The organism is Kineosporia babensis (genome assembly GCF_021129305.1).
Classification (GTDB): domain Bacteria; phylum Actinomycetota; class Actinomycetes; order Actinomycetales; family Kineosporiaceae; genus Kineosporia; species Kineosporia babensis.
Map to the genome: position 1 here is coordinate 184397 of NZ_JAJOMB010000015.1, position 13452 is coordinate 197848.

The window sequence follows — 13452 nt, forward strand, 5'->3', positions numbered from 1 at the left end:
CGCGGATCAGCCTTTCGAGAACATGCTGAGCATGCGGCGGGTGACGGCGAATCCGCCGAAGATGTTGATACTGGCCAGGAACACGGCCAGCGCGGCCAGCACGGTGACCACGGTGTTCTCGTGGCCGATCTGAAGGAGGGCGCCGACCACGATGATCCCGGAGATCGCGTTGGTCACCGACATCAGCGGGGTGTGCAGGGCGTGGTGCACCTTGCCGATCACGTAGTAGCCGATCACCACCGCCAGCGCGAAAACGGTGAGATTACCGATCAGCTGGGCCGGCGAGAAGGCGGCCAGAAGGAAGATCAGCAACCCGGCCACACCGGTAGCCGCATAGACCCGACCAGGGCCGGCGGGCGTCCGTTGCTCTGGCTCTTTGACCACCGCAACGGCCGGGGCGGCAACCGAGACCTCCACCGCGGGAGGCGGCCACGTCTTCACGCCGTCGCGCACCACTGTCATGGAACGCTGCACCACGTCGTCGAAGTCGAGCACCAGTTGCCCGTCCTTGGCCGGGGTGAGCAGCTTCATCAGGTTGACCAGGTTGGTGCCGTACAGCTGGGAAGCCTGGGTGGGCAGCCGCCCGGCCAGATCGGTGTACCCGACGATGCTGACCCCGTTGCCGGTGACCACCACCTCTCCGGCCACCGTGCCCTCGACGTTCCCGCCCTGCGAAGCCGCCATGTCCACGATCACGCTGCCCGGGCGCATCGCGGCCACATGCTCGGCCGTGATCAGCCGCGGTGCCGGGCGACCGGGAATCAGCGCGGTGGTGATGATGATGTCCACGTCGGCGGCCTGCTCGGCGTACAACGCCGCAGCCGCCCGGTTGTAGTCGTCGGTGGTGGCCCGCGCGTACCCGTCCGTACTGCGTTCTTGCTCCACCGCCACCGAAAGAAACTGCCCACCAAGCGAACCCACCTGCTCGGCCACCTCAGGCCGGGGGTCGGTCGCCCGCACGATCGCGCCCAGGCTCGCCGCTGTGCCGATCGCCGCCAGCCCCGCGACTCCAGCCCCCGCCACCAGCACCTTCGCCGGCGGGACCTTCCCCGCGGCGGTCACCTGGCCCGTGAAGAACCGGCCGAACAGATTCGCCGCCTCGACCACCGCGCGGTACCCCGCGATGTTGGCCATCGAGCTGAGCACGTCCAGCGACTGGGCCCGGGAGATCCGCGGCACCGCGTCCATCGCCAGCACCGTGATCCGCCGCGCGGCCAGCTGCTCGACCAACGTCGGATTCAGCGCCGGTGCGATCAGCGCAAGCAGCGTGGCCCCGTCGTGCAGCCGGGCGAGTTCCTCGGCGTTGGGGGCATTGACCTTGAGCACGACATCCGCGTCCCAGGTCTGTGCCCGTTCACCGACCTGGGCCCCAGCCTGCGCGAAGGCCTCGTCGGGAAAGGCCGCCCGAGCCCCCGAACCGGCCTCGACCAGCACTTCGTAGCCCAGCGCGGTGAGTTGCTCGACGGTCTTCGGGGTGGCCGCGACCCGGGTTTCCCCGGGAGCGGACTCGGCGACGACCCCTATCCGCAGAGGAACGGTTTCTTCAGGCACAGACAAATCCGATCATCGACGACCAGCGGTACCTCAGGGATATCAGGATCGTCGGACGGACAGAAGGCCCGGAATGCCTCTCGGTGTGACCTGGACCGCTCTGGACAGGCTGCTCAGGCTCGGGGAGGTCGGCCCAGCGCGATCACTCGAGTTAGGTTAGCCTTACCTCTGCTGAAGAAATGGGCGAGGGAGAGGCATCCCGATGTCGGGCACAGGTCAGATCACGCGTACCGCGGCCGTGTCTTGCGAGGAGTTCAGCTATGGCCCGGGCAGTCCACAAGGCATCACGGTGCTGCGCTACCGGGCGGCCGGGGTGCTGGAACTGGGCGAGGGCCGGCAGGATTTCGTGCACCAGCTGTACTTCTCGCCCGGCGGTCTGCTGAGCTGCCGGCAGGGCGGCCAGGCTCAGTTCGTCGGCCCGCACGAGGTTTTCTGGGCCCGGCGGGCGGTGGCGCACGAGGTCACGGCGGGGGAGCGGCAGATCGTGTACCGGGTCTGCCTGCGCGAGGCCCCGCCCCTGCTGAGCAAACTGCGGGTGGGGGCGGCGACCATCTCGGGGGAGGCCGCGGCGCTGCTGCGGGCGCTGGGTGGTCCCGGAATTCCGCCCGCGCGGGCGCTGAAGGCCCGAGCCCGGATCCTGGCCGGCATCGGTGAGACCACCCGGGAGCTGACCGGAAGCAGTTCCAACGGAGCCGGTTACGCGATGCGGGTGGCCCGGTCGCTGACCCAGAACCCCGGCGACCAGACCAGCCTCGAGGAGTGGGCCCGGCGCCTGCACGTGAGCGTGAAGACGCTGCAACGCGACTTCGAGCGGGAGTTCGGCATCTCCTACTCCCAGTGGCGGACCCGGCTGCGCCTGCTGGCCTCCCGGGTGCTGCTGGAGACCACCCCGGTCACCGAGGTGGCGCACCGAGTCGGTTACGCCAGCACGTCCGCCTTCATCGTTGCCTTCACCCGCGAGTTCGGTATCACCCCGGGACGACAGCGGGCTTCGTGAGCGAAGCCTTCGGGGGCTGCCCGGCTTTGAGCGCCACCAGGATCTGTACGGTCGCGATCCCCGCCACCATGATCACGGCTGCGTCCCAGTTGCCGGTGTGCTCGGTGAGGAACCCGGCGGCGATCGGCCCGGCCGTGGCCAGCAGATACCCCAGCGACTGGGCCATTCCGGACAGCCGCGTGGTCTCGTGCTGGCTTCGGCCGCGCAGGCTGATCAGGGCCAGCGCGACCACCAGGGCGGCCCCGGTGCCGATACCCGAGCAGACCGCCCAGAGCAGGAACAGTGAGGGCGCGAAGAGCACGCCGAACGACCAGATGATCACCGGGACGGCCGCCGCCACCGCGGCCAGGACCTGACTGCGCCCGCGCATCAGGAACGGCACCAGCAGCCCACCGATGATGCCCGCGGCGGAGGCGATGAACAGATGCACCCCAGCCACCTCGGGGCTCACGCCGTGCTCGGTCTCGATCGAGGGCAGCCAGGTGATGGTGATGTAGAACGTGGTCGACTGCAGCCCCATGTACGCCGTGACCAGCCAGGCGGTGGGCCATTTCCAGACGTTCGTGGCAGTTTCCGCGGAACCCGGCGAGACCGGGACCGGCCGGGCGGCCGCCCGGGCGCGGGGCAGCCAGAGCACCGCGGCCAGGAACGACGGCACGGCCCAGACCGCCAGAGCAGTACGCCAATTGGAGACGTTTGCGAGCGGCACCGCGACCAGGCTCGCGGTTGCCGCGGCCCCGGTGATGAAGGCGGTGTACACGCCCATCGCGCCGGACACCCGTCCGGCGTAGTCGCGTTTCACCAGAGCCGGCCCGAGCACGTTCCCGACCGCGATGGCCGCGCCGACCACCGCCGTCCCCAACCACAACGTCATCTGGCCGGGCCCCGACCAGGAGCGCACCAGCGTCCCCAATCCCAGAACGACCAGGGAGAGGACGACGGTGCGCTCCATGCCGGTACGCCCGGCCAGTCGGTGCACGAACGGCGAGATAGCCGCGAACGCGAGCAACGGGATCGCCCCGAGCACGCCCTGGGCGCCCTCGCCGAGGTTCTCCTCCAGCCCGATCCGCTCGAGCACCGGCCCCACCGAGGTGATGGCCGGGCGCAGACAGACCGCCAGCAGGAACACCCCGGCCGCGGCCGGGACAAAAGACTTCGGTGTTGATTCAGGCTGTGTTGATTCAGGCATGGCCCGCCCAAGTTACCCCTGAGGCACCCGCAGTTCGGCCAGGGGCAGCATGTGCAGCGGTTCGGTCTCCCAGACCGCACCGAACTTCTGCGCGGCCGTGTCCAGTTCCAGCACCAGACCGTGCGGCGTGTCCAGGAACACCACGTCCACCCGCAGGCCCTCACGGTTCCTGGCCGGCGTGGTCTGGGTGGCCACCGCGCCGGTCGTCACCCAGTCCGAAGGTGCCAGCGAGGCCACCACGTCCTCACCGCCGTCCCCGATCAGGACCTCCCAGCCGGTCGGCCCACCCTCACGGATCTCCACGTCGAAGACCGCCCGGGCCTCGGTGGCGCCGACCACCGCATACACGCTGGAGACCTGGGCCACGTCCACCGCCTCGAAACGGGCTGCCCCGAAACGGGCCTCACCGAGCTCGGTGACCACCGGCAGACTCAGCCCGGCCAACTGCCCGGCCAGCGCCCGATCTGCCTCTTCGCCCTCCGCGCCGGCGGTGAGCGAGGGCAGCAGGTGCTCCCACACCAGGTCCACCAGGGCCTGCTGCTCGGGCGACTGCGAGGTGATCGTGACCACCGCGTCCTGCTTCGGCAGCACCATGATCAGCTGGCCGAACGCGCCGTCGGCCCGGTAGCCGTGCCGGCTGCGCCAGAACTGGAAGCCGTAACCCAGCGTCCAGTCCGGCTTGTCCTCGTCCGGGTCGGCGTTGGAGATGTGCTCACGGGTGGCCAGTGCGACCCAGCCCTCCGGCAGCACCCGCCGGCCCTCCCAGACGCCGTCCTGCAGGTACAGCAGCCCCAGCTTGGCCAGCACCTCGGTGGGCGCGTGGAACCCGGAGAAACCGATTTCCCGGCCCTGCTCGTCCTTGATCCAGCCCAGTGCGTCGTCGTGCACGCCGAGCGGCTCGAACAGCCGCGGCCGCAGGTACTCCAGCAGCCCCTGGCCGGAGGTGCGCTGCACGATCTGCGCCAGCGCCATGGAGCAGGGCTGGTTGTAGGCGAAGACCGTGCCCGGCTCCTGGTCCGGCGGGAGCCGCAGGAAACCCCGCATGATGTTGCCGGTCTCGTCCAGTTCGGCCGCGCCGTACGTCTCCTCCTGGTGACCGCTGGCCATCGCCGCCACGTGCCGCACCTTCATCGACCGCGAGCGCGGATCGGTGACGTCCGCATCGAGCTCGGGGAAGTACGAAAGCACCGGGGCGTCCAGATCCACCAGACCCTCGCCGACCGCCAGGCCCAGCGCGGTGGCGGTGAAGCTCTTGCTCACCGAGTAGACCAGGTGCGGACGCGGCGCGGTGTACGGCGCCAGCCAGCCCTCAGCGACGACGTGCCCCGACTTCACCACCATCAGGCTGTGCAGTTCGACGCCACTGCGCTTGGCCGCAGCTTCGACGAAGGCCGCGATACCGGATGCGCTCACCCCCAGGGCGGAGGGCGTGCTGCGGGGGAGCGGGACGGACTGGGCGGTCGTCATTGCCCTATTTGATCACGGCGCTACCGGTGCCCCAGCCAAGCGGGAGTCAGGTGGGAGTGCTGCACCCAGGCACCGGCGGTTGATCAGAAATACCATCGGACCCATGGCCAGCTCACCGATCGGGGACTTCCTCACCAGCCGCCGCGCCCAGGTCAAACCGGCTGATGTGAACCTGCCCACCGACGGACTGCGCCGGGTCCCGGGCCTGCGCCGCGAGGAGGTGGCAGCCCTGGCCGGAGTCAGCGTCGACTACTACGTGAGACTGGAGCAGGGACGCGAGCGGCATCCGTCCGCACAGGTCATCGGGGCGCTCGCGGCGGCTCTCCTGCTTGAGGACGATGCCCGCGGCTATCTCTTTCGGCTCGCCGGGGTTGCCGGGCCGGGTTCGGGCGCTGGGTCCTCCGGTTCGGGCTCTGAATCGGGTGCTGGTTCTGAATCAGGTGCTGGTTCTGAATCAGGTGCTGTGGGTACCGATCGCGTGCATCCCAGCCTGCGGCAGCTGATGGACACCTGGCCGGACAATCCGGCCATCGTCTACAACCGGGCCTACGACGTGCTGGCCGCGAACCTGGTCGCCGACGAGCTGTTCTCCCACTGGGAGCCGACGCGCAACCTGCTGGAGTTCGTCTTCTGCGCCCCGGACGCCCGCTCGTTCTACGTGGACTGGGCCGAGGTCGCGCGCAACTCCGTGGCCGGTTTCCGGCTGACGCACGGCGAGGCGCCGGACGATCCCCGGGTGCGCCAGACCCTGACCAGGCTGTTGCGGGAGAAGGCCTTCGCCGATCTGTGGAGCCGGTACGACGTGCGCGGGAAGTCACTGGACCGGAAGCGTTTCCACCATGTTCAGGCCGGCCTGCTCACGCTGACCATGCAGACTTTCGCGGTGCGCGGCGCCCCCGGCCAGGAACTGGTGATCTACCACGCCGAGCCGGGCTCCGCCGATGCCCAGGCCCTGCGGCTGCTCGGCAGCCTGGCGGCGACCCGGGCGTTGACCTCACAGGATTAAGTTTGGTAAGCCTTACCTAATTAATCACGTGGAGGGTAAGGTCATGGCCGGGAACTGGCAGCGCGGTGTGATGCGCCTGATGGGCATCGCGAACCACCCGGTGAAGGTGGATCAGGTTGTGGACATCACGCCCTGGTACCGCCGGATCGTCTTCACGGCACCGGCTTTCGTCGCCGACCTCGAGCTCTTCCCGACCCTGTGGGTCCGCCTCTGGGTACCGGCCGGCGGTAATCAGGCTGGCGGGAAGCTGGCCCAGCGCGCCTACACGATCGTCGAGGCGGACAAGACGGCAGGCACGTTCACCGTCGAGTTCGTGCTGCACGAGGCCGGCGGCCCGGCCGGCGACTGGGCCAGGCAGGCGCAGCCCGGAGACGGGCTGGAGATCGCCATGACTCCGGCCCGGGTGAAACTGCCGACCCAGGTAGGTTCCATGCTGCTGGTCGGCGATGTCACTGCTCTACCTGCGGTGAACACCTGGCTGGCGGCTTTGCCTCCCACGACATCGGTGACGGTCCTCATCGAAGACGGACACCCCGAGCAAAGCAGCCTGCCCCGAGCGGCACACCCCAACCTGACCTGGGAATGGATCGCCCCCGGCAACACCCCCGGCGAAGCCTTGGCCGAAGCAGTAGCAGGCCTGGCTCAAGAGCTTGCCCAGGAGCGGGCCCAAGAGCTTGCCCAAGAGCAGAACCTCTTCGCCTGGGCCGCAGGCGAACGAGGCCTGATCAAGAACCTCCGCCCGGTCCTGAAGAACCAGCTGAACCTGGACCGGGCCCACCAGTTCTCCCAGTTCTACTGGATGGCCGACAAGCCCTTCGGCTGAGCGCCTCGTTTCCCAAAGACCTCCCGTTCAAGAGCTCTTGGCCTTCACCGCCTTGGCTTTCACTGCTTTGGCCGCCGTGACTGCCTCCGCCGTGACAGCCTCTGTCGTCCGGCAGGCCTGCGTCGTCTTCTCGTCCTTCTCCGGTTCCTCCCGGCGCGTGCCCAGGCCCTGTTTCGAGCCGTCCTCCTTCGGCCGGCCCGGCAGCGCATCCGCGATCTTGCTCCGTAGCGGCTTCTTCTCGTTGGCCGCCTTCAACTCCGCCTCGCGGGCCAACTCGGCCTCCCGGGCGGCCTCGGCGGCCTTGCGTTTCTCGTCCTGCTGTTTCCGCCGCCGCAGCTCGGACTGAGCCAGCACGAAGGCGATCAGCACCGGCCACACGTACTGCACCCAGCCCGGCAGGTCCGGCAGATCGATGTCCGGAAGCTTGATGTTGAACTCGGGCCAGGGGATGTCCGGCCACGGGATGTCCGGCCAGGGAATCCGCGGCAAGTTGATCTGCGGCAGATCGATGTCCGGCCAGTTGATGTCCGGCCGCCAGGTGATCTGCCGCAGCAGCCAGATCAGCCCGATCGGTACGAGCATCCCGGCGAGCGCGGTGACGGTACGCCGGGCCGCGTACTGATGCGGGTGCTCACGGATCCAGGCCTCCCGCTTGGCCGCCTTGCTGCCCTCTTCGGGTACGAAGTCGGTCCCGCCCATACCCAGATGGGCCTGACCCGCCGCACCCACCTGCTCACCGACGTCCTTACGCGCCTTCTTGCCGCTCTTCTTGCCCTTGGAAGAAGCCTTCCCACCCGAACCTGGGCCGTCCACCGAACCGCGACCGTCCACCGAACTGGAGCCGTCCACCGTACCCGCGCCGTCATCCGTACCCGCATCAGCGCCAGCACTGCCCGCCGTATCGGCCTCACCCAGGTACAGCGTCACCCGCCGGGCCGGCCCGCTCACCGAAGGCAGCTTCAACCGCACCGCACCGTGTTCCTTGCCGTCCAGCACCACCGTGCTCTCGGACGTCTTCTGCGTGGCCACCTCGGTGCCGTCGCTCGTCCAGCGCAGCACCCACCCCACGCCCTTGCTCGAGATCTCGACCGTGTGCTCGTGACCGTCCTGGGTCAGGTGCCAGCGTTCCGGTTCCTTCGACATCGGCGCTCATCCGTAAGGTCGGGGCTATTAGTGGAGTGGCTACTCCATTAATATAGACGCCAGAAGCGCCCACGTCATCCGTCACCCGTCGGATCCGACCCGCCGCGAGAGGGATCCCATGGCCCGCACCGTCGATCCGGCCCGCTACCAGGCCCGCCGGCTGCAGATCATCGACGCCGCCATCACCAGGTTCAGCGAGGACGGTTTCGACCGTGCCACCACCACGGCGATCTGCAAGACGGCGGGTATCGGCTCCGGCACGTTCTTCCACTACTTCCCCACCAAGCGGGACGTGCTGCTGGCGGTACTGGAGCTCGGCACCGGCGAGACCGAGGAGTGGTTCGCAGCCCGGCTGGGCAGTACCGAGCCGGGCGAAATCATCGTCGAATACGCACATCACCACGCCGACCAGTGCGACGACCCGCGGCTACCGGGCTTCGTCCGCTCGGTCGGTGCGGTGATGAACGACGAAGACGTCGCAGCTGCCCTCGAGCGCGACGAGAACGCCATTCAACAGGGTCTGGAGCCGCTCATCCGGTCCGCGGCCGAGCGCGGCGAGGTTCGCACCGACCAGAGTCCCGAGCGCCTCGCAGTCTGGGTCGCGGTCCTGCTCGACGGGTACATCAGCAGGACAGCGAGCGCCGCCCGGTTCGACCCGGTCGCCGAACGGGCCATGCTCATCGACGCGGTGCATCGCCTGTTACGCCCCTGATCGCAGGTCCCTGAGCCCACGATCGGCGGCACGTGAGCAGGGTTGCTCACCCACAGCGGATTCCCGGGGCCAGCGCCTGCGTGTGCTGCTCGCCCAAGTGGCGCGCGGGGCGCTGATGGCGTGGTGGTGATCGTGTGCACAGGGGGCGCGGCTGGGCCGATTCCTGGGCAGGCTCCTAATACCGCACGGTGGCCATCGACGAGGCCCTGGTCATCCTCCTGGCCGGCGAGATCGCCGGGGCCGGTCTGATTATCTCACGACTTCCGAGCGGTGAAGGGCTGCAGCCCAACCGCTTACCGGGGGCGCTCGCCCATGAAAGGCTCTCCTCTTGGAGAGGTTAATCGGCCGCTGGTCCACGTATTCTGCTCGCTTCCAGCGACTTTGCGGTTCTGTCGGTGGTGTCGTCTAGTATCAATGGTGTCGCGGTGGGGGCCGCGAAAAGTACCTTGAGGTGGGGGTGTTCAGCGTGGGGGCACTGGCTGAAGGGCGTCTGAGGCACTCCGTCCCGGAGCGGGTCGTCGGGATGTTCGAGCAACTACGACACCAATTAGAGACGTTGTGCGCGCCTTCCTCGCAATCTCACGGCGCGATAGCTGGAGACCCGGGCGGAGCGCGACTCGAATCGGCGTCCAAAGCAGCCGACATGTACGGGTGGGTGGATGAAACGCTCGCCCGCGAGCTTCTGATCCGGTGTCTGCAGGCGGACCAAGCCCGTTCGCTGGCCCGGGCGGTCGAGGAGGTGCCCGAGGCTCGGCGAAGCGTGGCGAAAAAGCCATTCCACAACGGGTCTTCGAAGTACCGCGCGTTCCCGCAGGCTCCAAGGGCCCGGGACGGCGCCATGCCTCCCGCCGATGTCAGCGCCAATACCCGGAGTGATGGAGATGCCAGTGCCGAGCGTGAAGTTGATCTCGACAATGCCGGAGCAGGCTCGATCTCGTCGCAGAAGCTCGTGGCCTCGCGTCTGGCCCCCGAGTTCACCCGCCATCCACTGACCGCCGCGGGCGACGTGGCCGTAGCGCTGTGCCTGGTGCACGACCTGCCCCGGATCATGGCCCTGTTCGACCAAGGGCGTCTGGACCAGCCCCGAGCCGACCTGATCGCCCGCGCCCTGCGTCAGGCCTGCGACGACCTTCCTCAGCTGGAACCAGGTAGCGACGAATGGATTCTGCTGGAAGCCACCCTGGCGGCGCAGGCTCCGGCCCTGACCTACGGCGCGCTGAAGCGGCTCATCAAGCGACTGCTGCTCCAACTGCTTCCAGACGGCGGCGACGCGGCTCATGCCCAGGAGATGCGCGGCCGTCACATCAAGGTGGAAGCCGCACCCCACGGCATGGCCCTGATCACCGGACTGGTCTCGGCCGAGGCCGGTCAGTTGCTGGACGGGTTTCTGGATGCAGCTGCCGACGCCGCTCGCGATCAGGCCGAGGCCGACGGTGTACCTGACGAGCGCACCCATTCCCAGCGCCGGGCCGATGTGCTGGCCGCGCTGCTCCTGGCCTTGACCGACGGCGTGGCCATCCCGCTGGTTCCCGATCCCCGCCACGAGTCCCAGGCCGAACCGGACCACGAAGGCACAGCTGACCAGGGCAACGAGCCTCAACGCAGGGAAGCATCCGAAGAAGACGAGAGCTCCGATCCAGCAAGTTCATCCGTTTCGGTTCCCGATGCCTTTCGCCGTGAGCACGAAGCAGATCTGGACGAGATGGAAGCCCATCGGCAGCAGGTGTTCACCAGCCTCGGTTTTCCACCCGTGCCCGAAGGGATGATCCCGGCCTGGTGGCAGCTACAGAACCCACTCAAGGCCAAGACCGGCAAGGTGCATCTGGAAGTGGCCATCACCGACACCACCCTGTTCAGGCAGGACAACATCCCCGCTCTGCTCCACCGGTACGGCGTGATCAGCGCCGGGCACGCCCGGCAACTGGCCGCCCACCCCGAGCGGATCACCGTGATCGTCCTACCCGGAGCCTGCGCACACCCCGACTCCATGGTCCACACCGGTACCGACAGCAACCATGCCCAGCCCAGCAACCTTGCCCAGCCCAGCAACCTTGTCCGGCCCAGCACTTGTCCGGCAGGCCTGGACCATGACCTACCCCAGGCCCGCCGCTACCGTCCTGGGCCGGCTCTGGCTCGGCAGATCGTCTCCCGATACCGCGAGTGCACCTTCCCAGGATGTACCGTCGCCGCCGAGCGCTGCGACTTCGACCACATGAAACCCTTTCAACAGGGCGGTTATTCGTGCGTGTGCAACATGCATCCGGCATGCCGCGGGCATCATCGCCTGAAGACCTTCGGCGCCTGGCAAGCTCGATCGGCCCACCCGGACGAGCCGTATCCGCCGGGCACCATCGTCTGGACCACTCCCGACGGTACCGACCACCACAACCCGCCGCCCTGCCTCCCCGGCATGCCCGGATGGAGCCTGAACGCCATCCCGCAACAGCCTCAAACCGCAGCATGTTCAGCCACCGACCGCGGAACAGCTTCTGACCGCCAATCCGCCGCAGACCGCATGCCTTCAGCCGACCGCACCGCCCGCCGCACCCGCCGCTGGGAACGCGAACTTCAGCGATACCTCAACCACCCGAAACAGAGTCAGAATGAGCGCTCAGCTAAACCTCATCCGCCCCTCCCACCCGTCCCCAGGCCACCGCATGCCCCCTGGGGCGAAGCAACCGGCATCTACCCAGAACTCGGCGAACCCGACTTCTGATCGACCCACCACCGCAGTGGGCACGCTGGAGCAACCTGCGCTGGGAGTACCGTGGCCAGATGACGAAAGTTGCGGTGATCAGTGGGGCCAGCAGCGGGATCGGCGCGGCCACCGCGCGAGGGCTGGCCCGGGCCGGCTACGACGTGGTGCTCCTGGCCCGCCGGGAAGAGCGCCTCAAGGAGCTGTGCGCGCAGATCGGTGAGCAGGCCAGCGACCACGTGCTGGACGTGACCGATGCCGAGGCGGTCAAGGCCTTCGCACAGACCGTCGAGCGGTGTGACGTGCTGGTCAACAACGCCGGCGGTGCGGTCGGCGCCGACCCGGTCCTGAGCGCCGACCCGGCCGACTGGCGGGCGATGTACGAGGTCAACGTGATCGGTCCGCTGCAGCTGACCCAGGCCCTGGCGCCGAAGATGAAGCACACCGACGACGGCGTGATCGTGGTGCTCACCTCCACCGCGGCCGATGTGCTCTACGAGGGCGGCGGCGGGTACACCGCGGCCAAGCACGGTGAGCATGCCCTGGCCGGGACGCTGCGGCTGGAGCTGTGCGGCGAGCCGATCCGGGTGATCGAGATCCAGCCGGGAATGGTTGCCACGCCCGAGTTCTCGCTCAATCGTTTCGGCGGTGACCAGGCCAAGGCCGATGCGGTGTACGCCGGTGTGGCCGAGCCCCTGACCGCCGACGACGTGGCCGACACCATCGTCTGGTCGATCACCCGGCCGCGGCACGTCAACGTGGATCTGCTGGTCCTGCGTCCCCGCGCCCAGGCCGCTCAGCACAAGGTTCACCGCACCAAGGAGTAAGTGATGAGGTCGGAGCGTCTCCTGTCGATCATGCTGCTCCTCCAGACACATGGGCAGCTGAGCGCAGGCACCCTGGCCGAGCGGCTGGAGGTGTCTACGCGCACGATCATGCGGGACGTGGAGGCGCTCTCGGCCTCGGGGGTGCCGGTGTACTCGCTGCGCGGGCCGCACGGCGGAATTGCGCTGCTGCCGGGCTACCGCACTGACGTCACGGGCCTCACCGCTGACGAGTCCCGTGCGCTGTTCGTACTGCTCAGCGGCGAGGTGCACAGCGATCTTGGGCTCGGCGAGGCGATCACCTCGGCGCTGCGCAAGGTGATGGCCGCGCTGCCCTCGGTGCATCGGCCCGACGCGGATCTGGTCAGCCGTCGCATCCTGGTCGACCCTTCGCGATGGCGCGGGGCCGGGGCCCAGCCGGCCGTCGAATTGGAGACGCTGCAACAGGCAGTGTTCGCCGACAAACGTCTGTGGTTGCGCTACCGGCACGGCGGTGACCACGTCGAGGGCAGCTACACGGTGGATCCGCACGGCCTGGTCAGCAAGGCCGGAACCTGGTATCTCGTTGCCGAACATCGCTCACAGGCCAGGCTTTTCCGGGCTGATCGGGTGCGTGAGGCGCGGGTTCTCGACCAGGATGTGAGGCGGGCGGACGGTCGGCTTCTACCCCAGATCTGGGACGGTTTACGCCGGGAGATCGACGATGCGCCGGCTCCCGTACGGGTTGAGGTCCGGGTGAAACGTGCTGTCCTACCGTTGTTCCTGCGCCTTCACGAGACCGATCGGGCGCCGGACACCGAGCTGGAGGAGGACGGCGCGGAGCACGTGCGGGCCACGCTCGCCCTGCGTGGCCTGCACGCGGGGAACATGCTGCTGGCGTTCGGGCCCGACGTGGAGGTGCTGTCGCCGCCCGAGCTCCGGGAACTGCTGGGCCGGCGAGCTCAGGAAACTTCTCGGCAGTACCTGAACTGAATATGACAGAAGGTGTCATGTACCAGAGGGAGGCTGCTCACCGGAAGAACCGAAAACCTCCTGAGGAGAGCAT

Annotated in this window: 11 protein-coding genes; 7 read left to right on the forward strand and 4 right to left on the reverse strand. The window is 68.3% G+C overall.

Annotated features, from left to right (window positions below; all coding sequences use genetic code 11):
• Positions 1 to 6: 6 nt before the first annotated feature.
• Positions 7 to 1551, reverse strand: coding sequence for a Re/Si-specific NAD(P)(+) transhydrogenase subunit alpha (locus tag LR394_RS25485; protein ID WP_231446640.1), 1545 nt, complete (start codon positions 1549 to 1551; stop codon positions 7 to 9).
• Between the two features lie 202 nt (positions 1552 to 1753).
• Between LR394_RS25485 and LR394_RS42025 the strand changes: the two genes are divergently transcribed.
• A complete protein-coding gene (locus LR394_RS42025) occupies positions 1754 to 2548 on the forward strand; it encodes a helix-turn-helix transcriptional regulator (RefSeq protein ID WP_269329739.1) in 795 nt (264 codons plus the stop codon).
• Here the strand turns inward: LR394_RS42025 and LR394_RS25495 are convergent.
• Both LR394_RS25495 and LR394_RS25500 read right to left on the reverse strand, forming a co-directional pair.
• Positions 2520 to 3737 (reverse strand): MFS transporter, encoded by a 1218-nt coding sequence (locus LR394_RS25495; RefSeq protein WP_231446642.1) that lies wholly within the window; start codon positions 3735 to 3737, stop codon positions 2520 to 2522. The two genes, LR394_RS42025 and LR394_RS25495, sit on opposite strands and share 29 nt — an antisense overlap.
• Before the next feature lie 12 nt (positions 3738 to 3749).
• The gene (locus LR394_RS25500) at positions 3750 to 5204 is read right to left on the reverse strand and encodes a serine hydrolase domain-containing protein (RefSeq protein ID WP_231446644.1); all 1455 of its coding nucleotides are present in this window, start codon (positions 5202 to 5204) and stop codon (positions 3750 to 3752) included.
• Between the two features lie 103 nt (positions 5205 to 5307).
• On the opposite strand from LR394_RS25500, the gene LR394_RS25505 reads away from it, so the two are divergent.
• Together LR394_RS25505 and LR394_RS25510 are read left to right on the forward strand one after the other, a co-directional pair.
• Positions 5308 to 6210 carry a helix-turn-helix domain-containing protein gene (locus LR394_RS25505; protein WP_231446646.1) on the forward strand — a complete coding sequence of 301 codons (903 nt, stop codon included), beginning with the start codon at positions 5308 to 5310 and terminating at the stop codon, positions 6208 to 6210.
• 43 nt (positions 6211 to 6253) lie between these two features.
• Complete coding sequence (locus tag LR394_RS25510) at positions 6254 to 7033, forward strand: siderophore-interacting protein (RefSeq protein WP_231446648.1); 780 nt, start codon at positions 6254 to 6256, stop codon at positions 7031 to 7033.
• A 27-nt stretch (positions 7034 to 7060) separates the two neighbouring features.
• On the opposite strand, the gene LR394_RS25515 is transcribed toward LR394_RS25510, so the two are convergent.
• Positions 7061 to 8176: a hypothetical protein gene (locus LR394_RS25515; protein WP_231446650.1), complete on the reverse strand. Its 1116-nt coding sequence runs from the start codon at positions 8174 to 8176 to the stop codon at positions 7061 to 7063.
• Between the two features lie 118 nt (positions 8177 to 8294).
• Between LR394_RS25515 and LR394_RS25520 the strand changes: the two genes are divergently transcribed.
• From LR394_RS25520 to LR394_RS25535, 4 genes are all read left to right on the forward strand, one after another.
• Positions 8295 to 8888, forward strand: a complete 594-nt coding sequence (locus LR394_RS25520; RefSeq protein ID WP_231446652.1) for a TetR/AcrR family transcriptional regulator — start codon at positions 8295 to 8297, stop codon at positions 8886 to 8888.
• An 838-nt stretch (positions 8889 to 9726) separates the two neighbouring features.
• The gene (locus tag LR394_RS25525) at positions 9727 to 11604 is read left to right on the forward strand and encodes an HNH endonuclease (RefSeq protein ID WP_231446654.1); all 1878 of its coding nucleotides are present in this window, start codon (positions 9727 to 9729) and stop codon (positions 11602 to 11604) included.
• A gap of 59 nt (positions 11605 to 11663) precedes the next feature.
• Positions 11664 to 12410 (forward strand): SDR family oxidoreductase, encoded by a 747-nt coding sequence (locus tag LR394_RS25530; protein ID WP_231446656.1) that lies wholly within the window; start codon positions 11664 to 11666, stop codon positions 12408 to 12410.
• A gap of 3 nt (positions 12411 to 12413) precedes the next feature.
• Positions 12414 to 13379 (forward strand): helix-turn-helix transcriptional regulator, encoded by a 966-nt coding sequence (locus LR394_RS25535; RefSeq protein WP_231446658.1) that lies wholly within the window; start codon positions 12414 to 12416, stop codon positions 13377 to 13379.
• Positions 13380 to 13452: the final 73 nt, after the last annotated feature.

Excerpts from the sequence above, each read along its gene's own strand:
- LR394_RS25500 (WP_231446644.1), bottom strand. The coding sequence starts at position 5,204 with ATGACGACCGCCCAGTCCGTCCCGCTCCCCCGCAGCACGCCCTCCGCC.
- LR394_RS25520 (WP_231446652.1), top strand. The coding sequence starts at position 8,295 with ATGGCCCGCACCGTCGATCCGGCCCGCTACCAGGCCCGCCGGCTGCAG.
- LR394_RS25530 (WP_231446656.1), top strand. The coding sequence starts at position 11,664 with ATGACGAAAGTTGCGGTGATCAGTGGGGCCAGCAGCGGGATCGGCGCG.
- LR394_RS42025 (WP_269329739.1), top strand. The coding sequence starts at position 1,754 with ATGTCGGGCACAGGTCAGATCACGCGTACCGCGGCCGTGTCTTGCGAG.
- LR394_RS25515 (WP_231446650.1), bottom strand. The coding sequence starts at position 8,176 with ATGTCGAAGGAACCGGAACGCTGGCACCTGACCCAGGACGGTCACGAG.
- LR394_RS25505 (WP_231446646.1), top strand. The coding sequence starts at position 5,308 with ATGGCCAGCTCACCGATCGGGGACTTCCTCACCAGCCGCCGCGCCCAG.
- LR394_RS25495 (WP_231446642.1), bottom strand. The coding sequence starts at position 3,737 with ATGCCTGAATCAACACAGCCTGAATCAACACCGAAGTCTTTTGTCCCG.
- LR394_RS25525 (WP_231446654.1), top strand. The coding sequence starts at position 9,727 with ATGCCTCCCGCCGATGTCAGCGCCAATACCCGGAGTGATGGAGATGCC.
- LR394_RS25535 (WP_231446658.1), top strand. The coding sequence starts at position 12,414 with ATGAGGTCGGAGCGTCTCCTGTCGATCATGCTGCTCCTCCAGACACAT.
- LR394_RS25510 (WP_231446648.1), top strand. The coding sequence starts at position 6,254 with ATGGCCGGGAACTGGCAGCGCGGTGTGATGCGCCTGATGGGCATCGCG.